This is a genomic window from Rugosimonospora acidiphila (genome assembly GCF_039543385.1).
GTDB classification, from domain to species: domain Bacteria; phylum Actinomycetota; class Actinomycetes; order Mycobacteriales; family Micromonosporaceae; genus Rugosimonospora; species Rugosimonospora acidiphila.
On the sequence record NZ_BAABJQ010000030.1, the window covers coordinates 66,631 to 89,752 of the forward strand.

At 72.0% G+C, this 23,122-nt stretch carries 18 protein-coding genes and 1 riboswitch; of the genes, 11 read left to right on the forward strand and 7 right to left on the reverse strand.

Translation table 11 applies throughout. From position 1 onward, the window contains the following. Window positions 1-101: 101 nt before the first annotated feature. From ABEA87_RS34580 to ABEA87_RS34595, 4 genes are read left to right on the forward strand one after another with little or no spacing between them, the layout of a single operon-like run. Window positions 102-803 (forward strand): GntR family transcriptional regulator, encoded by a 702-nt coding sequence (locus ABEA87_RS34580; RefSeq protein ID WP_345636932.1) that lies wholly within the window; start codon window positions 102-104, stop codon window positions 801-803. Further along, entirely contained in the window at window positions 800-1,825 is a 1,026-nt protein-coding gene (locus tag ABEA87_RS34585; protein WP_345636935.1) for an ADP-ribosylglycohydrolase family protein, read from the forward strand. Before ABEA87_RS34580 ends, ABEA87_RS34585 begins: the two co-directional genes overlap by 4 nt. Window positions 1,826-1,830: 5 nt before the next feature. Continuing rightward, window positions 1,831-3,339 (forward strand): purine-cytosine permease family protein, encoded by a 1,509-nt coding sequence (locus tag ABEA87_RS34590; protein ID WP_345636937.1) that lies wholly within the window; start codon window positions 1,831-1,833, stop codon window positions 3,337-3,339. Continuing rightward, the gene (locus ABEA87_RS34595) at window positions 3,336-4,271 is read left to right on the forward strand and encodes a PfkB family carbohydrate kinase (RefSeq protein ID WP_345636939.1); all 936 of its coding nucleotides are present in this window, start codon (window positions 3,336-3,338) and stop codon (window positions 4,269-4,271) included. The genes ABEA87_RS34590 and ABEA87_RS34595 overlap by 4 nt, the downstream gene beginning before the upstream one ends. Before the next feature lie 282 nt (window positions 4,272-4,553). Here ABEA87_RS34595 and ABEA87_RS34600 read toward each other — a convergent pair whose 3' ends face one another. Beyond that, window positions 4,554-5,465: an MHYT domain-containing protein gene (locus ABEA87_RS34600; protein WP_345636941.1), complete on the reverse strand. Its 912-nt coding sequence runs from the start codon at window positions 5,463-5,465 to the stop codon at window positions 4,554-4,556. A gap of 311 nt (window positions 5,466-5,776) precedes the next feature. Between ABEA87_RS34600 and ABEA87_RS34605 the strand changes: the two genes are divergently transcribed. Further along, window positions 5,777-6,700: an acetamidase/formamidase family protein gene (locus ABEA87_RS34605; protein WP_345636943.1), complete on the forward strand. Its 924-nt coding sequence runs from the start codon at window positions 5,777-5,779 to the stop codon at window positions 6,698-6,700. Here ABEA87_RS34605 and ABEA87_RS34610 read toward each other — a convergent pair. From ABEA87_RS34610 to thiE, 3 genes are all read right to left on the reverse strand, one after another. Further along, window positions 6,677-7,069 (reverse strand): tetratricopeptide repeat protein, encoded by a 393-nt coding sequence (locus tag ABEA87_RS34610; RefSeq protein WP_345637006.1) that lies wholly within the window; start codon window positions 7,067-7,069, stop codon window positions 6,677-6,679. The two genes, ABEA87_RS34605 and ABEA87_RS34610, sit on opposite strands and share 24 nt — an antisense overlap. A 110-nt stretch (window positions 7,070-7,179) precedes the next feature. After that, complete coding sequence (locus tag ABEA87_RS34615) at window positions 7,180-11,043, reverse strand: nSTAND1 domain-containing NTPase (protein WP_345636945.1); 3,864 nt, start codon at window positions 11,041-11,043, stop codon at window positions 7,180-7,182. Between the two features lie 477 nt (window positions 11,044-11,520). Next, on the reverse strand, window positions 11,521-12,201 hold the full coding sequence (gene thiE, locus ABEA87_RS34620; RefSeq protein ID WP_345636947.1) for a thiamine phosphate synthase: 681 nt from the start codon (window positions 12,199-12,201) through the stop codon (window positions 11,521-11,523). A gap of 46 nt (window positions 12,202-12,247) precedes the next feature. Next, a riboswitch (TPP riboswitch) is annotated at window positions 12,248-12,358 on the forward strand. A gap of 45 nt (window positions 12,359-12,403) precedes the next feature. On the opposite strand from thiE, the gene thiO reads away from it, so the two are divergent. From thiO to thiD, 5 genes are all read left to right on the forward strand, one after another. Continuing rightward, entirely contained in the window at window positions 12,404-13,621 is a 1,218-nt protein-coding gene (gene thiO, locus ABEA87_RS34625; protein ID WP_345636949.1) for a glycine oxidase ThiO, read from the forward strand. After that, complete coding sequence (thiS, locus tag ABEA87_RS34630) at window positions 13,618-13,818, forward strand: sulfur carrier protein ThiS (RefSeq protein WP_345636951.1); 201 nt, start codon at window positions 13,618-13,620, stop codon at window positions 13,816-13,818. Before thiO ends, thiS begins: the two co-directional genes overlap by 4 nt. 1 nt (window position 13,819) lies before the next feature. Next, window positions 13,820-14,590: a thiazole synthase gene (locus ABEA87_RS34635; protein ID WP_345636953.1), complete on the forward strand. Its 771-nt coding sequence runs from the start codon at window positions 13,820-13,822 to the stop codon at window positions 14,588-14,590. A gap of 170 nt (window positions 14,591-14,760) precedes the next feature. Further along, the gene (locus ABEA87_RS34640) at window positions 14,761-16,143 is read left to right on the forward strand and encodes a purine-cytosine permease family protein (protein ID WP_345636955.1); all 1,383 of its coding nucleotides are present in this window, start codon (window positions 14,761-14,763) and stop codon (window positions 16,141-16,143) included. After that, window positions 16,143-16,946, forward strand: a complete 804-nt coding sequence (thiD, locus tag ABEA87_RS34645) for a bifunctional hydroxymethylpyrimidine kinase/phosphomethylpyrimidine kinase (protein ID WP_345636957.1) — start codon at window positions 16,143-16,145, stop codon at window positions 16,944-16,946. Before ABEA87_RS34640 ends, thiD begins: the two co-directional genes overlap by 1 nt. A gap of 60 nt (window positions 16,947-17,006) precedes the next feature. Here thiD and ABEA87_RS34650 read toward each other — a convergent pair whose 3' ends face one another. The 3 genes from ABEA87_RS34650 to ABEA87_RS34660 all read right to left on the reverse strand — a co-directional run bounded on the left by ABEA87_RS34650 (window position 17,007) and on the right by ABEA87_RS34660 (window position 21,364). After that, on the reverse strand, window positions 17,007-17,951 hold the full coding sequence (locus ABEA87_RS34650; protein WP_345636959.1) for a hypothetical protein: 945 nt from the start codon (window positions 17,949-17,951) through the stop codon (window positions 17,007-17,009). After that, entirely contained in the window at window positions 17,951-18,412 is a 462-nt protein-coding gene (locus ABEA87_RS34655) for a peptidase inhibitor family I36 protein (protein WP_345636961.1), read from the reverse strand. Before ABEA87_RS34655 ends, ABEA87_RS34650 begins: the two co-directional genes overlap by 1 nt. Before the next feature lie 300 nt (window positions 18,413-18,712). Continuing rightward, window positions 18,713-21,364, reverse strand: coding sequence for a discoidin domain-containing protein (locus ABEA87_RS34660; protein ID WP_345636963.1), 2,652 nt, complete (start codon window positions 21,362-21,364; stop codon window positions 18,713-18,715). 624 nt (window positions 21,365-21,988) lie between these two features. Between ABEA87_RS34660 and ABEA87_RS34665 the strand changes: the two genes are divergently transcribed. Beyond that, the gene (locus tag ABEA87_RS34665) at window positions 21,989-22,984 is read left to right on the forward strand and encodes a DUF4331 family protein (protein ID WP_345636965.1); all 996 of its coding nucleotides are present in this window, start codon (window positions 21,989-21,991) and stop codon (window positions 22,982-22,984) included. The last annotated feature ends 138 nt before the right edge of the window (window positions 22,985-23,122 follow it).

Sequence of the window (23,122 nt, forward strand, 5' to 3'; positions counted from 1 at the left end):
GTCCGGGTCGGATCTGTGATCGGGGCGACAGGCCCGGGTCATACCGGAATGCCCGAGCCCCGGCCTAGGTTCTTCTGAACATGTCTGGACAGGTGCAGCCGGTGAAGCATCGGCACATAGCGGAGACGCTGGCTCGGGAGATCCGGGCGGGGTCTCCGGGCAACGGCGCCAAGCTGCCGGGCGAGCACGCGCTGGCCGTCCGCTTCAAGGTCAGCCGTAACACCGTCCGGCAGGCGCTGGCCGAACTGGCCCGGCAGGGGATGATCGCGACCGAGTCCGGCAAGGGGTCGTTCGTCGTGTTCGACGACCGGACGCTGGACCAGCGGCTCGGCTGGGCCCGCGCGCTGGCCGGGCAGGGCGTCACCACCGATACCAGGATCGTGCGGATGGAGCTGGTCCGCGACCCGGGACTGGCCGACTCACTCGGCGTCGAGGACGACGAGTTCCTGGCCGTGGACCGGGTGCGCGCGATCGCCGGCGGCCCGGCCATCTCGCTGGAGTGCGCCCGGGTGCCCGCCGTCGGCCGGCTGCGCGAGGCGCCCGACGACGGCCTGGTCGCGGACTCGCTGACCGCCACCCTGCACGCCGCCGGGCGGTACGCCGACCACGGCGAGGAGCGCATCGACATCGTCGCGCTCGACGAGCGCCAGGCGGCACTGCTGGGCCGGCAGCCCGGAGACACGTTCCTGCACACACTGCGGATCAGCCGAACCCTCGGTGGGGAGTTGGTCGAACACACCGACAGCCTGCTCGACCCCGCCAGGTTCCAGATCCGGCTTCAATTCGGGGAGCGACACCAATGAACGACATGGATACCCGGGCCAGGGGAGCCCTCTATGGGCTGGCCATCGGCGACGCGCTGGGCATGCCTACCCAGTCCCTGTCCCGGGAGCGGATAGTGGCCCGCTACGGTGCCCGCCTGACGGGGTTCGCCCCGGGCGAGGCGGACCAGCCGATCGCGCCGAACATGCGGGCCGGCTCGGTCACCGACGACACCGAACAGGCGGTCCTGGTCGGCCGGCTGCTGGTCGACGGCGGCGGGCACATCGCGCCCACGCACCTGGCCAGCGAGCTGCTGGCCTGGGAGAAGGCCATGGCCGCCCGCGGCTCGCTCGACCTGCTCGGCCCCTCCACCAAGCGGGCGGTCGCGGCGGTCGCCGCGGGGGTACCCGTGGCGGAGACCGGCCGGTACGGCGACACGAACGGCGCGGCGATGCGCGTGGCGCCGGTGGGCATCGCGGTGCCGGGGGAGGACCTGCCGGCCCTCGTGGACCGGGTGGTGGAGGCCAGCGCGGTCAGCCACAACACCGGCGTCGCGCTGGCCGCCGCCTCGGCCGTGGCCGCCGCGGTCAGCGCCGGGTTGGAGGGGGCCACCGTCGAGCTGGCCACCCGGCACGCGATCGACGCGGCCCGGCTCGGTGCGCGGCGTGGCTACTGGATCGCGGGCGCCGACATCGCCACCCGCATCGCCTGGGCCACCGCCCTGGTCGGCGGGCTGCCCGCCGACGTCGCCGCCGAGCGCATCTACCAACTGGTGGGTACCAGCGTGCACAGCACCGAATCGGTGCCCGCCGCGTTCGCCGTGCTGTCCGTGTACCCCGACGACCCGTGGCAGGCCGTCCTGCTCGCCGCCTCGCTCGGCGGCGACTGCGACACCATCGCCGCGATGGCCGGCGCGATCGCCGGAGCCGTACACGGAATCCAAGGCTTTCCCACCGCCGCGGTCGACACCGTCCGCGACATCAACCAGCTGGACCTCGACCGGCTCGCCGGGCAGCTCCTGGAGCTGCGAGGACAGGCACAGCTAAACACGACGAAAGTGTGAGTGTCATGGCACAACAGGAGAACCGATTCGGTGCCGTGGAGACCCGCGGCATCGAGCCGGTACCCGATGGCCAGCGCACCGGTAGCTCCCGGCAGCTGTTCTGGGTGTGGTTCGCGGCCAACATTTCCATCCTCGGACTGCCGCTGGGCGCGACCCTGGTCGCCCTGCGCAGCCTGAACCTCTGGCAGGCGCTGATCGTCGGTGCGATCGGCTCGTTCGGATCGTTCGCCCTGGTCGGTCTCATCAGTGTGGCCGGCAAGCGGGGCGGGGCGCCGAGCATGACCCTGTCCAGGGCTCCGTTCGGACCGCACGGCAACAAGGGCCCGACCCTGGTGTCCTGGCTCTCCCGAGTGGGCTGGGAGACGGTGAACACCACCACCGCGGCGTTCGCGCTGCTCGCCCTGCTGGACATCGCGTTCGGCTGGCACTCCACGACGGTGCTCACGGTGATCTCCATCCTGGTGTTCGTGGCCGCGACCCTGGCCGTGTCCGGGCTCGGACACGCCACCCTGCTGGTCATCCAGAAGTACGCCACGTGGGCATTCGGCGCGCTGAACATCGTGGTCGCCGGATTCCTGATCGACCGGGTCAACTGGCACGCGGTCGCGCACGCGCCCGCGGCACCGGTCTCGGCCATCATCGTGGGTATCGGCACCATCGCCGCCGGTACCGGTATCGGTTGGGCGAACGCCGGCGCCGACATGGCCCGGTACCAGCCCCGCCGCGCCAAGGGGGCGCACCTGGTGGCCTCGGCGGCGGCCGGCGCCGGCATCCCGCTGGTGCTGCTGATCACGCTCGGCGGACTGCTGTCCTTCGGCGACAACAGCATCGCCGTGGCCTCCGACCCGGTGGCCGCGATCCAGCAGATGCTGCCGGCCTGGATGGCCATTCCCTACCTGATCGCCGCGTTCGGCGGTCTGCTGCTGTCCAACAACCTGTCGGTGTACTCCGCCGGGTTGACCCTGATCACGCTGGGCGTGCGGCTGCGCCGGACCCTGGCGGTCGGCCTCGACGTGATCCTCACCCTGGCCGGCGCGATCTACCTCATGCTGATCGCGAAGAACTTCTACGGCCCGTTCATCACCTTCATCTCACTGCTCGCGGTGCCGATCACGGCCTGGGTGGCGGTGTTCCTGATCGACATGATCTGGCGCAAGGAGTACGACGCGGAGGGCCTGATGAACACCCACCGCGGCGGCCGGTACTGGCACCACGGCGGCATCGGCTGGCCGGCGTTCATCGGCTGGCTCGCCGGCATCGGCGTGGGCCTGCTGTTCACGGTGGCCGAGACGTCCGCCACGGACGTCTGGTTCGCCGGGCCGCTGGCCGACAGCTGGTTCGGGCGCAACGGCCTGGGCTGGGTGGTCGCGTTCGTGGTCGCCGGTGTGATCTACCTGCCGTTCGCGGCGCTCGCGCACCGGCGGGCACACCCCGACGGCCGGTCCGCGTCGGCACCGGCCGGGCCCTCGGGACCGGTCAGCCCGGCCGAGCCGGTGGGGGTGGCCCGGTCATGATCGAGCGCCTGGTACACGTCGGGAACGTCGTCATCGACCTGGTGATGAACGTGCCCTCGCTGCCGGTACGCGGTGGCGACATGCTGGCCCGCTCGTCGCAGGTGACGGCGGGCGGCGGGTACAACGTGATGACCGCCGCCAGGCGCCAGGGGCTGCCGGTGACGTACGCGGGAGCGCACGGCACCGGCCCCTTCGGGGACCTGGCGCGGCGGCAGCTGAGTGAGGCCGGGATCGACCTCGCGCAGCCGGCCGAGCCCGACGTGGACACCGGGTTCGATGTGGCCCTCGTCGACGCCCAGGGGGAGCGGACGTTCGCGACCAGCCTGGGCGCCGAGGCGCGGTTGACCCGGCGGCACCTCGACGCGGTACGGGTGGGCCCGACCGATGCGGTCTACGTGTCCGGTTACGGGCTGGTGTACCCGTCCAACGGGCCGGCCATCGCCGGCTGGCTGGCCGGGCTGCCCGGGGAGGCGGTGGTGATCACCGACCCTGGGCCGCTGGTGGCGGACATCCCCCAGGCGGTGCGCGACGCCGTGTTGGCGCGCACCGACTGGTGGAGCGCGAACCTGCGCGAGGCGCAGTCGCTGACCGGCGAGTCCGACCCGGTACGGGCGGCCGAGGCGCTGTACGAGCGGATTGGCCGGGCCGGCGTGCTGGTGCGTACCGGGCCGGACGGCGCCATACTGCGGGAACGGGGCCGACCGGCGGTGGTGGTGCCCGGCTTCGCGGTGTCGCAGCTCGACGCCAACGGTGCCGGGGACGCGCACGTGGGCGCGTTCCTCGCCGGGCTGGCCCACGGCCGCAGCCCGGTCGAGGCGGTACGGCGGGCCAACGCGGCGGCCGCGATCGCGGTCACCCGCTCGGGACCGGCCACCGCGCCGACGGCCGGGGAGACGGATGCGTTCCTGGCCGACGCGCTGGCCGCACGCTGACCGATCGCCCGCGCTCCAACGCAGCCCCGACGGTTCGCCTGAAGAGAGTTAGCCCGAAGCGAGTTCGCCCGAAGGAAGAAGAGCAATCGCCGGGCCCGACGCATGGTCGGGCCCGGCGATTTCGCGTCCGTTCCGGGGTTTCTCGTGCGGCTTGGCGGAGCCGGCGGGGTGGGGTGGGGCCGGTCGGTCCGGGTGGGATTCGGTCGGTCCGGGCGGGCCTGGGTGGTCTGGTGGGCTCGGCCGATCTGGCCGGCTCGCTCGCGGCAGCCGAGCCCGGCGGGCTCAGCGAGGCCGGTGGGTCGGCGGCTGGTTGTGCCGGGCGAGCGGATCGAACAGCGACCCGCTCGCGCCCGACGTGGGCCGCTGGGTGGGGAAGATGACGTGGTCGCGCCGGTCGGGCAGCGACCCGGCGAACCCCGCGCCGTCCCGCCCAGGGGTCGTGGGGGGCGCGGGCGGCCGCTCGTCGTTCGCGGGCTCGATGAGCAGGGCGTACGCGAGCACGATGCTGCCCAGCAGGACGAAGACCAGGATCGGCGGCACGAAGTCGAGCGCGCTGATGCCGTGCAGCGCCTTCGGCGTCGTGAGCAGGTGCACCTGCATCGCGGACATCCCGGTGTAGTGCATGCCGGTCACCGCCACGCCCATGATGGCGGCCGCGACGGCGATCCACCGGGCACGGCTCAGAGTGACGGTGAACCAGAGCGCGACGGTGGCCGCGACGACCGCGATCACCACGGACAGCACGACCCTGACCACGTTGTAGTGCACGGTCGCGTCCATGCGCATGCCGGCGACGCCGGTGTAGTGCATCCCGGCCACGCTGGTGCCGGTGAGCGCCCCCGCGGCGATCACCCGCACGGCGCCGGGACGGTCGCCGTAGCCGACGATGAACAGGCCGACGCCGACGGCCAGCACCGCGAGCAGGAAGCTGGCGGCGGTGATGCTGACATCGAACCTGATCTCGCTGCCCGGGACCTGCACGCCGATGATGGCCATGAAGTGCATGACCCAGATGCCGGTGCCACCGATGGCGAAGGCACCCATGACCAACCAGCGACCGCGGGAGCCCTTGGAACTCCGACGGGCACGGGCGGTGGCGATCAAGCCGACCAGACAGCCGAGATAGGAGAACGCATACGCCAGAATCAGTGTCAGCGGGGTAGCGATGGATATCAACGTTTTCACACCGTTCACGCGTGGGAGCCTCGGTGGCACCCTAGATCAACGCCACCATCGCATGGTGGCCTGGGCTTGGTTCCCGATCAAGAGCACTTCCGGTCGGCTCTGACGCCCTCCCGGCCACCCCGATCGGTCCACCCAACCGTTGCGCCTGATACGTTCGATGCCGCTCACGCGCCAGACGGTCAAATACGGCGTACGGCGCGAATCCCATGAGACAGCCGGCCGCTGCCCCCACAGCCCGGAAAGAGCATTATTCATCGCTGCTCGATCCACCGGCGCTCGGCCCTGTTCGGGACGGGGCAGCCCGTGTGACGATGTGCGCCATGATCGTTCTCGAACCCGATGACCAGACGCTGCACGGATACTTTTCCCGGGAATACCCGCCGGTCCTCACCGTCGACCCCGGGGACTCGGTACGGGTGCGCACGCTCGACGCGTTCTGGTCGCAGGGGCCATACCCCGGCGGTGAGCACGCCGACCGGCCCAAGGTGCCCCAGCACCGGTCCGGGTACGGGCACGCGCTGACCGGTCCGATCGAAGTGCGGGGCGCCGAGCCCGGCATGGTGCTGGAGGTGCGCGTCGACGCCGTAGTGCCGGCCATGTGGGGCACCACGGTGTCCGGCGGCTGGCCGTCCCCGTTCAACCAGCGGTACGGCGTGGCCGACCGCACCACCGTGCACGCCTGGGAGCTGGACCCGACCGCCATGGTCGGTCGCAATCAGCACGGTCACAGCGTCGCGCTGCACCCGTTCCTGGGCGTGATGGGCATGCCGCCGGCGGAGCCCGGCGAGCACTCGACGATCCCGCCCCGGGCGCACGGCGGGAACCTGGACTGCAAGGAACTGGTCGCGGGCAGCACCCTGTACCTGCCGGTACCGGTACCGGGCGGGCTCTTCTCGGTGGGAGACGGGCACGCCCGGCAGGGCGACGGCGAGGTGGGGGGCACCGCCATCGAATGCCCCATGGAGCGGGTGGACCTGACCTTCGGGCTGCGCGAGGACCTGGTGCTGGCCGGGCCGGTGGCGCACACGCCCGCCGGGTGGCTGACCATGGGGCTGGCCGACGACCAGACCGATGCCACCTTCATGGCGTTGGAGTCGATGTTCGAACTGCTGGGCAGGCTCTACGGGATGTCCCGACGGGACGCGATCGCGATGGCCAGCGTGGCCGTCGACCTACGAATCACCCAGATCGTCAACCGCGTGGTCGGCGTGCATGCCGTGCTACCACCCGGCGCTATCCGGTAGCCGCCGCTTCGTCGTGCCGACCCGGGCCGCCACCCGGGTCAGCGCGTCGCGGTAGTCGGACTTCGGCGACATGGCCACGGCCAGCCGCAGGTGCGGGAGGGCCTCGGTCGGGCGGCTCAGCCGCTCCAGGGTCCGGCCCAGCACGTGGTGGGCGAAGTGGTCGCTGGGGTCCCGTTCCACCAGGGTGCGCAGCTCGGTCTCGGCCCGGCGCAGCTGCGCCGAACCGAAGTACGCCAGGGCCAACTGAAGCCGGACTCCGGCGTTGCCCGGATCCGCCTCGATGACCGGTTCCAGGATCCGGGCAGCCTCGGCCGGATCGCCGGCCTCCAGGAACAGACCTGCCCGCCGGTACTCAGCCATCAGATCCACGGTCATCTCCCCTCATCGCTGAAAGTACTCATCCGGTAGCGATCAACGCGGCACCACCGTCCGCTATTCCGCCGGCCCCGTCGGGCAGCGCCCGCCGGTGCGCCCGCCGGTCAGCTTGGACAGGGTGGGGCGAACGGCAGCTCGGGGATGAACCGCCGCCACTGGGCCTGGTCGAGCACGCCGCCGGTGGTGGCGCAGATCCGCCGCGCGGCCTGGGCGGTGGACAGCGCCGTCAACCCGACGGTGTGGTCGTCGCTGGCGCTGGCCAGCAACGCGCCGCGCGGCGAGAAGGCGACCTGGTCGATCGGGGCGGTGTGCCCGATCACCGGCTGACCCATCGCGGTGGGGTGGGCCCGGTCGCCGACGTTCCACAGCCGGATGGTGTCGTCATCGCTGCCGCTGGCCAGCGTGCGCCCGTCCGGGCTGAACGACACCGAGTACACGAAGCTGGTGTGGCCGGTCAGCGGCGCGCCCAGCGGCACCGGGTGGGTCGGGGCGTCGACGTTCCACAGCCGTACGGTGTGGTCGGTGTGGCCGCTGGCCAGCGTACGGTCGTCCGGGCTGAACGCCACGCTGAGCACACCGCCGGTGGCGAGCACCAGGGTGCTGTCGGGAACGGGGTGGGCCGGATCGGTCACGTTCCACAGCCGGATGGTGTCGTCCGCGCTGCCGTCGGCCAGCAGCGCACCGTCGTGGCTGAAGGCCAGGCCGCGCACCGCGTGCCCGTTGCTGGGGTCGCCGGTCAGCGGCGTGGCCAGCACCCGGGGCCGGTCGAGGTCGGAGATGTCCCACAGGCGCATGGTGCCGTCGTAATCCGAGGCGGCCAGGACCGGCCGGGCCGGGTCGAAGGCCACCGAGGTGACCTCCTGCAGGCCCAGCGACAGGGGCGAACCCAGCGGGCGCGGGTGCCCGGGGTCGCTGATGTCCCACAGCCGCACCTTCCGGTCGCGCCCGCCGGTGGCCAGCGTCCTGGTCTTCGGGCTGAACGCCACGCTGATCACGGCGTCGGCGTGCGCGAGCAGCGGGTCGCCGACCTCGGTGGGGTGCGCCGGCTCGGTGACGTCCCAGAGCCGGACCGTCCCGTCGGTGCTGGCGCTGGCCAGCAGCGCGCCGCTCGGGTCGAACGCCACCCCGTTGAGGTAGCTGGGACAGGGCAGCACGGTCCGGGGCAGACTCCACAGCCGTACCCCGTCGGCGCCCGCGCTGGCCAGCCGGCCGTCACGGTCGAACGCCAGCCAGTACACGTAGCCGGTGTGCCCGAACAGCGGCTGGCCCAGGGGCACGGCGTTGGCCGGGTCGGTCACGTTCCACAGCCGGATGCCCTGGTCCGCACCCCCGGTCGCGAGCGTGTCGCCGTCGGGGCTGAACGCCACCGCGTACACGGTGTCCTTGTGGCCGTTGAGGGTGGCCAGACTGCTCGGATGGGCCGGGTCGCGCACGTTCCACAGCCGGACCGTGTCGTCGTTGCTCACGCTGGCCAGCATGGTGCCGTCGGGGCTGAACGCGGTCGCGAACACGGTGTCGGTGTGGCCGGTCAGCGGTGTGGTCCAGGGAACCGGATGGCGCGGGTCGGTGACGTTCCACAGCCCGATGCGGTGGTCGTGGCCGGAGGTGACCACGGTGCGCCCGTCGGGGCTGAACCCCGCCGACGCGATGGCGTCGTCACCGGCGCGCACGCCCGGCCCCAATGGCACGGCATGGGCGGGATCGTCGACGTTCCACAGCCGGAAGGTGCCGTCGTCGCCCGCGCTGACCAGCGTCTTGCCGTCCGGGCTGAACGCCACCGAGAACACCAGGCCGCCGTGGGCCGACAGCGCCGCGCCCCACGGCACGGGGTGCGACGGGTCGGTGATGCGCCACAGCCGGACGGTCCCGTCGTGGTCGGCCGTGGCGAGGGTGCGCCCGTCCGGGCTCAGCGCCACCCAGTACACCTTCTTGGGATCGGCGTGCAGCGGTGCGCCCCAGCCGACCGGGTGGTCGGGGTCGGACACGTTCCACAGCCGCACCGTCCCGTCGCCGCCGGCCGTGGCCATGAGCCTGCCGTCCCGGCTGAACGCCACCCCGTACACCGTCGCGGTGTACCCGGGCAGCGTCCTGGCCAGCGGCGCGCTCTGGGTGCTGAGCAGGTCGGTGTAGCTCTGCGGGTTCGGCTGGATCCGGTTGGCCGCCAGGCTGAGCTGGGCGGACAACGACACGTCGGTGGTCCGCACCTGCTCGCCCTCGACGGCGGTCTGGGTGGCGACCGCGCGGTTGAGGTCGTTCCTGGCGGTGGACCGCTGCTGCAACGCCACGATCGCGGCGCCCGACGCGACGAGGGTGAGCACCGACAGCACGACGAGCGCGCCGGTACGCAGCCGCCAGGCGCGGCTCTCCTGCCGGCGGGACGCGTCCAGGAACCGCGTGGCGACCCCGCCCGGCGGCAGGTCGCCCGGGTGCTCCTCGGCCCACTCGAGGGCGCTGGCCAGCCGGCCGCCCCGGTACAGCGCCCCGGGATCGCGGTGCTCCCGGTCCCACAGCGCGGCGGCGTCGACGAGCTGCTGGTGCAGCAGCAGCCCGGCCCGGTCCTGGTCGATCCAGCCCCGCAGCCGGGGCCACGCGTGCAGCAGCGCCTCGTGTGTCAGCTCGACCGTGCCGAGGTCGAGCGTGACCAGCCGCGCGCTGGCCAGCGCGTCGAGCACCGGGCCGGCGCCGGGGTCGAGCTGGTCGCGGTTGACCCGCCGCTTGGTGTCGTCGGTGCCCTCGCCGAGCGCGATCAACCGCAGGAACACGCCCCGCGCCAGCCGCTGCTGCGCCTCGGTCAGGCCGGTGTACACGGTCTCGGCGGTGCGGGCCAGCGCGTGGCGCATGCCGCCGGACGCCTCGTAGCCGGCCAGCGTGAGGGTGTTGCCCCGGCGGCGCGACCAGGTCTCCCGCAGCGCGTGGGAGACCAGCGGCAGCACGCTCGCCTGCCCGGTCGCGTCCGCGACCACCCGGGCCAGCAGCGCGCCCTCGACGGTGGCGCCCGCGTCGATCGCCGGCTGGCTCACCGCCCGCCGCAACTGCTCGGTCGTCATCGGCCCGACCAGCAACTGGGCGTCGCGCAGCGCCTCGACCAGCCCCGGGTACTCGGTGCAGTGCGCGTAGAAGTCGGAGCGGACGCCCAGCACGACGCGGGTGCGGGAGTTGTCAGCCCGGGTGGCGGCGGACAGGGCGGCGATGAACGAGGCGCGCTCCCGCTGGCCGCGGCACAGGGTGAAGACCTCTTCGAACTGGTCCACCACGATCAGCAGCTCGCCCTCGCCGGACCGGGCGGCCAGCGCCTGGAGCACGCTCAGGTGCAGCGCGGAGGGGTCCTCGACCAACTCCCGGTGAATGGCCGCGGCGCTGCCGCCGCCGATGGCGGCCAGCCGGGCCGCGCACTCCTCCAGCGGGTGCGATCCCGGGGTGAACAGCAGCGTGGGTCGCGCCTGCCCGCGCATCCGGGGTATGTCCCCGCGCAACGCGGGGATCAGGCCGGCGCGCAGCAGCGAGGACTTCCCGGATCCCGAGGCGCCGAACGCGATGACGAGCCGGTGGGCGCGGACGTGGGAGACCAGATCCTCGGTCAGCTCCTCCCGGCCGAAGAACCGGTCCGCGTCCTCCGGGGCGAACGCGGCCAGGCCGGCGTACGGGCACGGCACTCCGGTGTCCTCGGGCCGCGCGTCGGCCCCGGTGCCCGGGTCGGCCTCGGCCACCTCCGCGGCGACCGCGTGCCAGCGGGCCTCCCACTCCGCCGGGTCGCCGCCGCACGCCCGCACGTACGCCTGGGTCACCTGCAGGCTGGGCAACTTCCGGCCGCCGGCCGCGTCCGCCAACGTCGTGGACGAGTAGTGCGCGCGCCTGGCCAGCTCACGGTACGGGGGGCTGCCCGCCTTCTCGCGCAGCCGGCGCAGGTCGGCGGCGAATCTGGTCAGCACGTGGTCGTCGGCCTCGAGTGGTCTCTCGTTGCGCGGCACGATCTCCACCCCTTGACGCCCGGATAGGTATCAACGCGACTGAATCCGGCGTTTCTGTCGCGCGGCCATTATCCGGAGTCTGTTGTCCGGCGTCCAGCCAGCGACACCGGACAACGTTTGGCGGATATAACCGGCTGGCCGGTGTCTGCCGACGGGACGGCTCCCGCCAGCACCAACCCGGTCGGGCCACGTCGTACGGGGGCGGCACGACATCGGCGAACTTCATCGCCAACCGAAGCCGATTTAACAGCCGAGCCTTTCACTTGCTTGAGAAAAGCGAGTCGAGGCGGCATCGAAAGTCCGATTTCGACACCAGTCAGGGAGCCTCGATGAGCACGAGTTCGTACCGCGGCGACAGCGCCGGCATGGGTGGCAGCCATCACGAGGCCAGACCCGCCTAGGGCCTTCCGGGGGGAGCGCAGCCGGAGCCGGCGTGTGGCGGTGCGAGCACCCCCGCCCCAGCGGGAAGCGCCCCGTCTACGCCGCCTCGGCGAGGGTGGCGGCCGACAGCCGTTGGGCCCAGGCGCGCGCCGCCGCTCCCGGATCGTCCGCCTCGGTGATGGCCCGCACCACGACCACCCGGCGGGCGCCGCGGGCCAGCACCTCGTCCAGCCGGTCCAGGTCGATCCCGCCGATCGCGAACCAGGGCCGGGTACCGGAGGCCGACCGCGTGGCGTGGCTGAGCAGGTCCAGGCCGGCGGCCGGCCGGCCGGGCTTGGTCGGGGTGGCCCAGGTCGGGCCGGCGCACAGGTAATCCGCGCCCGGCTCGTCGCGCGCCGCGTCGAACTGCTCGGGCGAGTGGGTGGAGCGACCGATCACCGGCCCGTCCCCGATGATCCGGCGGGCCAGCGGCACCGGCAGGTCGTCCTGGCCCAGGTGCAGCACCGGCGCCCCGCAGGCGTGCGCGAGGTCGACCCGGTCGTTGACCGCGAACAGCTTGCCGTGGCGCTCCGCCGCCTCCGCGAACACCTCCAGATAGCGCAGTTCCTGCCGGGCCTCCAGCCCCTTCTGCCGCAGCTGCACGATGTCCACCCCGCCGGCCAGCACGGCGTCGAGGAAGTCCGCCAGGTCACCCTGGCGGGTGCGGGCGTCGGTGCACAGGTACAGCCGGGCGCCGGCCAGGGCGGCCCGGACCTGCTCGGGTGATCGTGAGCTCATGGTCGGCGACGGTACCCGATGCGCCGGTATCGGCCGGCGCGTATGGTGAACCGTGCACGGGAGCCCGGTAGACCGGGCTGAGAGGGCTGGCTGGGAGCCGCCGACCGTTGAACCTGATCCGGGTAATGCCGGCGCAGGGAGTGCTCACCGACCCCCAGCCGCCGCGTTGCCTCGCGCACGCGGCGTGACCACGGGAGGCCGGATGGGTAGCGGCGCCACCGACGTCGTGGTGGTCGGCGCGGGCGTGATCGGGCTGTCCATCGCCTGGCGCTGCGCGCAGCGGGGGTTGGCCGTGACCGTGCTGGATCCGGCGCCGGGCTCCGGTGCCACCTGGACCGCCGCCGGCATGCTCGCGCCGGCCACCGAGCTGCACTACGAGGGGCGCCCGCTGCTGGCGCTCACCCTCGACTCGGCGGCCCGGTACCCGGGCTTCGTCGCCGAGCTGGCCGACGCCACCGGGGTGGACGTCGGGTACCGGCGGTGCGGCACCCTGCAGGCCGCCTGGGACGCCGCCGACCTGGCCGCCCTGCGCGACCTGCACGCCTTCCAGTCCTCGCTGGGCATCGAGTCGGAGCTGCTGACCAGCAGGCAGCTGCGCGCCGCCGAGCCGGCCCTGGCGGCGGGGCTGCCCGGCGGCCTCTGGGCGGCCGACGACCACCAGATCGACAACCGGATGCTGCACGGCGCGCTGCGCCGGGCCGCCGGCGGTGCCGGCGTGCGGGAGGTCACGGCCCGGGTCGGCGGCTGGCTGAGGCGCGGCCAGCAGGTGGTCGGCGTGCGGACCGAGAGCGGGGACCGGTTCGAGGCCGGCACGGTGGTGCTGGCCGCCGGAGCCTGGTCGGCGGCCGTTGCCGAACTGCCAGCCCAGACCGGGCCCTCGACACCGGCGGGGCTTCAGGTTCCGGCGGGGCTTCAGGCTTCGGCGGGGCTTCCGGCGGAGGTGGTGCCCCCGGTCCGGCCGGTCAAGGGGCAGACGCTGCGCCTGCGTGGCCCGAGCGACCTGCTCAACCACGTGGTACGGGGTGCCGTGCGGGGCAGCCCGGTCTATGTGGTGCCGCGCGGCGATGGGAGCCTGGTGATCGGCGCGTCCAGCGAGGAGGCCGGGTTCGACCTGGGCCCGCGCGCCGGGGCCGTGTACGAGCTGCTGCGCGACGCCCAGCTGCTCCTCCCGGTGCTGGGCGAGGTGCGGTTCGACGAGGTGAGCACCGGCCTGCGCCCCGGCTCGCCGGACAACCTCCCGATGATCGGCGGCACCGTCGTGGACGGCCTGCTGGTGGCGACCGGCCACTACCGCAACGGGATCCTGCTCGCGCCGCTGACCGCCGACGCGGTCGCCGGCCTGATCACCGGCGAAGACCCGGGCATCGATCTGACCGCCTGCGACCCGCGCCGGTTCTCTCGCTCGGAGGTATCCGCATGACGCTGACGATCAACGGTGAACGGGTGGACCTGCCCGACGGGTCCACCCTCGCCGAGCTGGTGACCTCGTGGGCTCCCGCGGTGCGTGGGGTCGCCGCGGCGGTGGACGGTGCGGTGGTGCCGCGCGGCACCTGGACTCAGGTCGCGCTGTGTGAGGGCCAGCAGGTCGAGCTGCTGACCGCGGTACAGGGAGGTTGACGTGGACGATCCATTCATCATCGCCGGACAGGAACTCGGCTCCCGGCTCATCCTCGGCACCGGCGGCGCGCCGAGCCCGCAGGTGCTCGACGAGGCGGTGGTGGCCTCGGGTACCGCCATGTGCACGGTCGCCATGCGGCGGGTGGACCCGGGCACCTCGGGCTCGGTACTGGACGTGCTGGTGGCCCGCGGCGTACGGGTGCTGCCCAACACGGCGGGCTGCCGTACTGCCCGGGAGGCGCTGCTGACCGCGCGGTTGGGCCGGGAGGCGCTGGAGACCCCGTGGGTGAAGCTGGAGGTCGTCGCCGACGACGAGACCCTGCTGCCCGACCCGGTGGAGCTGCTGGACGCGACCGAGTCGCTGGTCGGGGACGGCTTCACCGTGCTGGTCTACACCAACGACGACCCGATCCTGGCCCGGCGCCTGCAGCAGGCGGGCTGTGCCGCGGTCATGCCGCTGGGCGCCCCGATCGGTAGCGGCCTGGGCATCCTGAACCCGCACAACATCGAACTGATAGTCGCCGAGGCGACGGTGCCGGTGGTGCTCGACGCCGGCATCGGTACCGCCTCGGACGCGGCGCTGGCCATGGAGCTGGGCTGCGACGCGGTCCTGCTCGCCTCGGCGGTCACCCGCGCGCAGGAGCCCGCCCTGATGGCGGCCGCGATGGCCGACGCGGTCCGGGCCGGCCGGATGGCGCACCGGGCCGGGCGCATCCCGCGCCGGGAGCATGCCAAGGCGTCCTCGCCGACCCGGGGCATGGCAGCGCTGTAGCACCACACCGTGGTGCAGCGCACCGCTGTAGCACCACGCCGTGGTGCAGGCGAGCGCTGTAGCACCACTTCCATCACCACCGCGGGAGCTCGGGGTGTACCGGGCTGAGAGGGCGGCTGCCGCCGCCGACCGCCGAACCTGACCGGGTAATGCCGGCGTAGGGAGCGCAGATGAACCAGACAGTCCTCGAACCGGTGGCGCCGGCCAGCACCGAGCCCGGCCTCACCCTGGCCGACCCGCCGCCGCGCACGCTGGGCCTGCTCGACCAGGTGGCGCTGTGGGGCAACCTCGGCATGACGCTGCTCGGCCCGGTCAGCGCCCTGTTCGTACTGATGCCGGCCGGGATGCCCCAGCTGTCGCTGGCCGCGGCGTTCACCGCCACCGTGGCCGGGACCCTGATCGGCACCGTGCTGCTGTCCCTGGCCAGTTTCGCCGGGGCGCGGACCGGAGCGCCCGCCATGGTGCTGATGCGGGGGCTGTTCGGCGGTCGGCTGTCGTACCTGCCCACCATCCTGAACCTGGTGCAGTGCCTGGGCTGGGCGATTTTCGAGCTGGCCGTGATCTCGGCCGCCGCGCAGCGGCTGCTGCCCTGGCGGGCGCACTGGGTGTATGTGGTGGTGGCCGGCGCGGCGACCACGGGCATGGCGCTGCGGCCGCTGGGGGCGGTGCGGCTGCTGCGCCGGTACGCGCTGGTGGCGATCGTGCTGGCCGTCGGGTACCTGATGGTGCAGGCGGCCCGGCACCCGCTGCCGTCGCTGACCCACGGCTCCTGGTCGGGGTTCTGGCCGGCCGCCGACGTGGCCATCGCGGTCGCGGTGTCCTGGATCCCGCTGGCCGCCGACTACTCGCGCCACGCGCGCTCGGCCCGCTCGGCGTTCACCGGGTCGCTGATCGGCTACGCGGTCACCCAGATCGCCTGCTACAGCCTGGGGCTGCTGGCCTTCAGCACGCTGGCGTCCGGCTCCGGGGATCCGCAGGGGCAGCTGTTCGGCGCGTTCCTCGCGGTGCCGGTGGGCTGGCTGGCGTTCGCCATCCTGATCGCGAGGGAGCTGGACGAGTCGTTCACCAACGTGTACTCCACCGTGGTGTCCATCCAGAACCTGCGGCCGCTGACCGACCGGCGGGTGCTGGCCGTGGCGGTCGGCGCGCTGACCACGCTCGGCGCGCTGGTCCTGCACATCGCCGCGTACCAGGACTTCCTGTACCTGCTCGGTTCGGTGTTCGTGCCGATGTTCGCGGTCTTCACGGTCCGGTACTTCGTGCTGGGCCGGGGCGGCACGTGGGACACCTCGCCCCGGGCGACGTCCCGTCCCGTGCTGCTCGTGCCGTGGCTGCTGGGCTTCGCCGCGTACCAGCTCGTCAACCCCGCGACGGTCGGCGGGTGGCACGACTTCTGGATCCACGCCCGATCGTGGCTGGGAGTGACCCCGCCGTCCTGGGCGAGCGCGTCGATCGTCTCGTTCGTGGTCGCGGCGGCGGCCACCCTGTTGTTGGCGGCGGTGTTTCCGGCGCTGGGCCGCCGGGGGCTGCGCGAGAGCGTGGAGGTGGCGTGATGGTGGCGAACCTGCTCACGATCGCCGGCAGCGACCCCAGCGGCGGCGCCGGCATCCAGGCCGACCTGAAGGCGTTCGCCGCGCTGGGCACCTACGGGATGAGCGTGGTGACCGGGCTGACCGCGCAGAACACCCGCGGCGTGCGGGGCATCCACCCGGTGCCGGCGCGGTTCGTCGCGGATCAGCTGGAGGCGGTTCTCGACGATGTGCGCGTCGACGCGGTCAAGATAGGCATGCTGGGTACCGCCGAGGTGGTCCGCGCGGTGGCCGAGGTGCTGGCCGCGCGCCGGCCGCCGTACGTGGTGCTGGACCCGGTGATGGTGGCCAAGAGCGGCGACCGGCTGCTGGCCGCCAACGCGGTAAGGGAGCTGCGCGGGGCGCTGCTGCCCGTGGTCGACCTCATCACGCCCAACCTGCCGGAGGCGGCCGACCTGCTCGGGGTGCCGGAGGCGGCCGACGAGGCCCAGATGCGCGAGCAACTGGCGAGCCTGATGAGGCTGGGCCCGGCGGTGCTGCTCAAGGGCGGGCACCTGACCGGGCCCGAGTGCCCCGATCTGCTGGCGTTGGACGCGTCCGGTGAGCCGGTGCGGCTGACCGCCCCCCGGGTGGCCACCCGCAACACGCACGGCACCGGATGCACCCTGTCCTCGGCGATCGCGGCGCTGCGCCCGCAGCGCGGCGGCTGGGCCGAGGCGGTGGCCGACGCCAAGCGGTACCTGACCGCCGCGCTGGCCGCCGCCGACGGCCTGGACGTCGGCTCCGGCCACGGCCCGGTGCACCACTTCCACGAATGGTGGAAATGAGGAGCGGCCACGAATGGTGGAAATGAGGAGCAGCCACCGTTGGTGGAGCTGACGGGAGGGTTATCGCTGGCCCGCGGCCAGCACCGATCTGGCCTTGGCGACCGCCCCGCGGCGCGCTACCACCATCGTGGCGATGGTCGCGAGGTCGGATCGTGGCAGGCTCGCCACGAGCGACCGGCGAATCTGGAGAAGTGTGGTGGGTAGGTGCACGGCGAGCTGGCACTCGCCGTCGTCGACCGCCGTGCGCAATTCGAGCTGTTCGAGGGCTGGCGTCATCCCCGAGGCGTCGTACCGTGCCCGCAGGGCGGGCTCGACGTCGTCGGGCCGGGAGTACGAGTAGCCGCGGGAGTTCATGCACGATCGCCAGGTGGCCAGGGCGACCGGGTATCTGGGGTCGTCGTACATCGCGGCGTACATCCGGTCGTCGAACTGCTGCGGCACGTAGTACAACCGGGCCCAGGTCGCCAGATCGCCGGCCAGTTCCCGATATCCCTGCGCGACGCAGCCGGCGCTCGGCGTCAGCACCGTTGCCTTGCCCTCGAGACTCACCTTGATTCTCGGCTTGCCGGCGCCGAACTGCGCGGCGCTGAAACCGACGTCGCCGACGAACGTCGTGGGTTCCGGGGCGGGCGCGGAGTGTTTGGCGAGCCCGTACCCGACCGAGCGACGGCCGGGCAGGTCGATCGCGGCGGCTTCATCCTGAGGTACCGGAAGGGCCAGCGGGGGCGCCGCCGGTACGGCGAATCCGTGTGCCCGCAGGCACTGGCGGTCGAGTTGGTTGGACGCGTTCTCCAGATCATCCTCGCTGCTCGGCCATGACCCGGACCGGGTGGCGAAGTCCACCACGTCGACGTCGAGGCTCGGTGGGCTGTGGCTCACCGACCCGGCCGGCGGGCTCGGGGCGCCGCGCGAGGCCGGCCGCGGGTTCCCGCAGCCGGCCAGCATCACGACGAGCACCAGTCCGGCCGCGCAGGTGCGGGCGAGACCTTTCACCGTTGATGCCATCAGCCAAGAGGCTTGCTGGTGCACCAGCTGTTGGAGCTGATCTTGTCGTTGAACGAGGAGTCGTGGAACCCGATGCCGAAGTCCGAGACGTCGTTGTTGACGGCCAGGCTGTGCCAAGCGCCCCGGTAGCTGGCGTCGACGAAGAAGTACACCGTGCACAGGAGGCCCTGGTTGTCGACCGACTCGATGCAGTCGTTCCACGTGCCGGTGTGGCACTCGCTCGTGGTGTGCGGCATCTTGCTGAAGTCCGGGTTGTTATCCTTGACCTTGCCCTGGTGGCCACCGAAGTTCTTGAACGGGTAGAAGCACACGTACGAATCCGGGCAGGATGGCAACACCACCGAACTCGGCGTGGCCGTGGCGGCGGACGCGGGAGACGCGATCGACAGGCCGGCGACCGCCAGGCCGCCGGCCATCGCGGCGGCGGCGACCGATCGTCTCGTGATCGGGCTAATGTTCATGGCGAGGCACTCCTTCGCTGGGGGTCCGGCGAGCGGTCGCCGTCGGTGTGCCCGCGCGCCTGCGGCGCACGCGGCCGACTGCGTTCGCGGACCGGCTACTCCCAGTGCATGGGAGCGGTCTTGCCAAAGCCCTTGCCAAATGTTCGCCAAAAACCCTGCCGCAAGGTCGGGCCGGTTCGCCCCGGCGCAGAGGTCCTACCAGGTATTACCTGCCGGCGGGCGGCGAACACCCGCCGAAACCGGAGTGCGCCCCGACGGTCCGTCGGGGCGCACTCGTTGGTCCACTATGGACGGTGTTGATCAGGGATAGCTGACCACGTTCACCGGTACCGTGGCCGTGCCCTGGGCCGCGCCGCCGGTGGAGTTTATGACATGGTCGATGGTGCCCTTCCCGCCCAGCGACACGGTGAGCAGATCATGGAACTTCACGTTCGCGTTGTTGGGCGCCTCGAACGCGTGGTCGGCGTGGATCGAGGGGTCGGCGGTGAAGTTGCAGTAGCTGCCCAGGCCCCACGCCTCGTGCGAGGTGACCGTGTCCGCCACCTTGTACGCCGCGTATCCGTTGGTTCCGCTGCGCCAGGCGGCCTGGCTGGGTGGGTCGTAGGGCATCTCGTTCTGCAGGAAGATGGTGCGCCCGCCGTTGCCGTTCCAGAGCACCTCGTACTGCTGGTAGTGCTCGACGAACAGCCCGTAGGCCATCACGTTGTTGCCGTTGACTATCAGGCCGGTCTGGGCCGGGTTGGTGGTCCATCCGGCCCCGGCGCCGTGGTCGGCCCGCCAGGCCCAGATGTGGTCGATGATGGTGTTGTTGCTGTTGACCACGAGGCTGTTGGTCGCCGAACCCGGCCCGGCGCCGCCGATCCGGAAGAACACGTCCTGGATGGACGTCGGGTTGCTGGCGTGGCTGGCCGTAGAGCCCGCCGTGCCGACCTGTAGCAGGTTCTGCGAGTTGGTCGTGCCGGCGTCGAACAGCAGCCCGCCCAGCTTCACACCGTCTACATCGGACACATGCATCGCGTCCACCCCGTTGTCCGGGATGATGGTCGGGTATCCGATGCCGAGCACCACGGTGTTGGCCCGGGTCACGTTGAGGGTCTGGCTGACGTGGTAGATGCCGGGCGTGAACAGCAGGTTGTAGCCCTGGCTCAGCGCGTTGTTGATGGTCTGCGCGGAGTCACCCTGCTTGACGACGTAGAACTGGGTCAGCGGGATGGACGAACCGGGAGTGTTCCCGTTGGCCCAGGTGACGCCCGAGGAGTTGGTGCGCATGGACGGGACGAACACGTTGTAGTTGCCGCCCGAGTCCAGGTACAGGTATGGCTTCTCCCGGGTCACCGGGCTCTGCGGGACGTTGGTGTACGGCGGGTTCGGGAAGCTGGTACCCGGGGCGCCCTGTACGCCGGAGAACACCATGTTCCACACGCCGTTGAGGTTGCCGCCGATCTGGCTGTCCCGGGTGAACCACTGCTGCTGCGAGTACGGCTGCAGCGTGCCGCTGACCCGGCTGTCGGCGATGTACCCGCCGCTGGCCCAGCCGTAACCGTTCGGCGCCAGGTTCAGGTCGCCGTGGATGTCCATCCGGCGGAACGGCGCGGCCTGCGCCACGGCCCACCGGGTGAAGCCGGCCGACGGGTAGACCGACATGTTCTCGGCGGAGCGCCAGAAGTTCTGGGTGGCGTTGCCGCCGAACCAGCCCGCGTCGACCGTGATGTCGCCGTGGATCTGCACGTCGTCCGGGTTCTGGCCGAGGCCCAGGATCGACGTGTAGAAGCCGATCTGCGCGTTGAACCCGCTGTACGAGCCGGGCTTGAACATCAGCGCGTAGCGCTGGGTGCCGAACTGGTTGCTCTCCTGCTGGTGGAACACGGTGTCCAGCTGACTTTGGATGCTGGCGCTGGACATCGAGGGGTCGAACACGATGACGTTCGGGCCCAGCGATCCACCGCCGCTGACCGGCGGGCCGGTCGGCGTGGTGGTGGGGGTGGGCGACGGCGACGCGCTCGGCGGCGGGCTGGATGTGCCGCCACCGGTGAAGATCTGGAACTCCCAGAGCGAGTAGCCGTAACCGGTCGCGCGCACCGTGCCGTTCATGCGCACGTACCGGCCGGTGCCGGTGACGTTGAGGGTCTGTACGCCGCCGGTGCCGGTGGTGGTGGTGTAGATGGTGGTCCAGGTGTTGCCGTCGTTGGAGGTCTGGATCTGGAAGGACTTGGCGTACGCGGCCTCCCAGTTGAGCACGACCTGGCAGACCTGCGACGAGGCACCCAGGTCGACCTGCAGCCACTGCGGGTCGCTGAAGGCCGAGGACCACCGGGTGCCGGTGTTGCCGTCGACGGCCGCCGACGGCGGGGAACCCGCGTTCTCGGTGGACGAGGCGCTGACGGGACGGTTCAGCGCCGCGTTGCTCGTGCCGCAGCCGGTGCCGGAGGTCGAGCCGTAGACCTGGAACTCCCAGAGCGAGTATCCGTACTGGGTGGCGCGCACGCTGCCGTTCATGCGCACGTACCGGCCGGTGCCGGTGACATTGAGGGTCTGTACGCCGCCGGTGCCGGTGGTGGTGGTGTAGATGGTGGTCCAGGTGTTGCCGTCGTTGGAGGTCTGGATCTGGAAGGACTTGGCGTAGGCGGCCTCCCAGTTGAGCACGACCTGGCTGATGCTGGCCTGGCTGCCGAGGTCGACCTGCAACCACTGCGGGTCGCTGAAGGCCGAGGACCACCGGGTGCCGGTGTTGCCGTCGACGGCCGCCGACGGCGGGGAACCCGCGTTCTCGGTCGACGACGCGGTGACGGGCTTGCCCTGGGACAGCAGCGTGGTCGCCGCGTTCGCGGTCGAGACGGCGCTGACCGCGTAGCCGGCCAGCAGCGCCACGGCGGTGGCGATCAGCGCGAGCAGGTAGATCGGTCTGCGCCGGCGCGTGGCACCGGGGGGAGCGAGTGGTGAAGCGGGCTGCATGGCGTCTCCATGGTTCGCAGGTGCGCGGCATCGCGCGGCGGTGGCCGATGGCGGCGCCGACGCGCTGGCCGTGCTGGGACGGAAAACCGCGCCGGAGGCGGGCTCCGGCGTTTTGGATGGGGAAGCGCTCTCCAAGAGAGTTGCCGGGGTTCGAATCCGTGTCAAGGTAACCGGCAGGGCACGTTTCGGTAACGGAAGATCGATTGATCTCGTTGTCGTCGAGGTCAAGCACCCTGGCCAGGGTATTTGTTGTGGCGGGCACCATTGCTCGGTCGGGCGGCTTCGCGGAAAACTCCGGCCGGCGGTTCGGCTACCCGAACAAACGACATACCGGTGGATTACCCGTTGCCGGAGCATCGGGGAGAACGCTCTCTGCGGCGCCTGCCTGCGGTGACCGGGCACCGGCCCGCCCCGGGCCGGTGCCCGGCCGCCGGCGAGGCCGCGATGATCGGGCGACTTTCCGTTATCCGGGCACGGCCGTACGGGTCCACCGACCGGGGCGCCGCTCACCTGGTCGGCGTGCCTTGGCGCGATCCCGGGTTGGCGGCCGCCGAGCGCGACTACCGTCGGTGGTGGATCGGACTCTGGCCGACGCCCCGGCTGTCCACCGCTGGAAGGAGCCACATGTCGAACCACTTCAGCGCCGACAACCTCAAGTTTCCCGGGGACGACCGGCGTCTCGAACTCACCGACGTGTTCGCCTTCGCCTCACCGGAGGACCCGGGCAAGACGGTGCTCATCATCGACGCCAACCCGACCAGTGCTCCGCCTCCGATACCGGCGCCCGTCACCGGCCCGGAGTTCTATCCCGGCGCGATCTACCGCATCAACATCGACAACGACGGCGACGCGCTGGCCGACGTCGCGTTCACATTCACCTTCTCGGAGTACCGGGACGGCGGCCAGACCGGCACCGCCTGGTGCGCGTCCGGACCCGAGGCCCGCGGGCCCGAGCCGGCCGGACAGCTGCTCGCCGAGTCCTTTCCGGTCAGCTTCGACGGCGCGGCGCAGCCCGTTCCGCTGGACGGGCCCAGCCCGCTGAGACTCTTCGCCGGGCTGCGCAGCGACCCGTTCTTCGCCGACGTCGAGGGCGCCCTGCACGGGTTCGACTGGACCGGCCACGACGACTTCGCCGACAACAACGTCGACAGCATCGTGCTGGAGGTGCCGTCCGACCTGCTCGGCCCCGGTTCCGCGATCGGGGTGTGGGCCTCGATCAGCCGGCGTACCGACGGCGGGCTGGAACAGCTGGACCGCGGCGGGAACCCCACCATCAACCCGTTCCTCAACCCGGAGGGCGAGAAGAACCTCTACAACACCCGGCAGCCCGTCGATGACATGGCCAACTACCTGGGCCCCTGGACCCAGCTCCTGCAGGACAAGGGCGGCTACTCGGCGGAGGAGGCCAAGGCGGCCGTCATGCAGGTGGTGCCGGACATCCTCCGCTACGACCGGAGCAAGCCGGCCGCCTACCCCAACGGCCGGGCGCTGACCGACGACGTGTTCAGCATGCGGTTCGCCTGGCTGACCCGCGGCAAGGTCCCGCCGACCGGCCTGCGACCGCACACCGACCTGATGACGCACTTCCCCTATCTCGGCCCACCCAACCCCGGCCACTGACCGGCCCGGCACCGATCGGCCCGGCATCGCTCGGCCCGGCACCGATCGGCCCGGCAACGCGTCACGGTCCGCGGCGTCCCGGTGCCGGCGCGCCGCATGGGTCCGCGCCGGGCCGGGACCCGGGAGGTCGCTTGCCGC

Bases quoted from the DNA above. Each gene is read 5' to 3' on its own strand.
- ABEA87_RS34585 (WP_345636935.1), top strand. From the start codon at position 800: ATGAACGACATGGATACCCGGGCCAGGGGAGCCCTCTATGGGCTGGCC.
- ABEA87_RS34590 (WP_345636937.1), top strand. From the start codon at position 1,831: ATGGCACAACAGGAGAACCGATTCGGTGCCGTGGAGACCCGCGGCATC.
- ABEA87_RS34595 (WP_345636939.1), top strand. From the start codon at position 3,336: ATGATCGAGCGCCTGGTACACGTCGGGAACGTCGTCATCGACCTGGTG.
- ABEA87_RS34605 (WP_345636943.1), top strand. From the start codon at position 5,777: ATGATCGTTCTCGAACCCGATGACCAGACGCTGCACGGATACTTTTCC.
- thiE (WP_345636947.1), bottom strand. From the start codon at position 12,201: ATGAGCTCACGATCACCCGAGCAGGTCCGGGCCGCCCTGGCCGGCGCC.
- thiO (WP_345636949.1), top strand. From the start codon at position 12,404: ATGGGTAGCGGCGCCACCGACGTCGTGGTGGTCGGCGCGGGCGTGATC.
- thiS (WP_345636951.1), top strand. From the start codon at position 13,618: ATGACGCTGACGATCAACGGTGAACGGGTGGACCTGCCCGACGGGTCC.
- ABEA87_RS34640 (WP_345636955.1), top strand. From the start codon at position 14,761: ATGAACCAGACAGTCCTCGAACCGGTGGCGCCGGCCAGCACCGAGCCC.
- thiD (WP_345636957.1), top strand. From the start codon at position 16,143: ATGGTGGCGAACCTGCTCACGATCGCCGGCAGCGACCCCAGCGGCGGC.
- ABEA87_RS34650 (WP_345636959.1), bottom strand. From the start codon at position 17,951: ATGGCATCAACGGTGAAAGGTCTCGCCCGCACCTGCGCGGCCGGACTG.
- ABEA87_RS34655 (WP_345636961.1), bottom strand. From the start codon at position 18,412: ATGAACATTAGCCCGATCACGAGACGATCGGTCGCCGCCGCCGCGATG.
- ABEA87_RS34660 (WP_345636963.1), bottom strand. From the start codon at position 21,364: ATGCAGCCCGCTTCACCACTCGCTCCCCCCGGTGCCACGCGCCGGCGC.
- ABEA87_RS34665 (WP_345636965.1), top strand. From the start codon at position 21,989: ATGTCGAACCACTTCAGCGCCGACAACCTCAAGTTTCCCGGGGACGAC.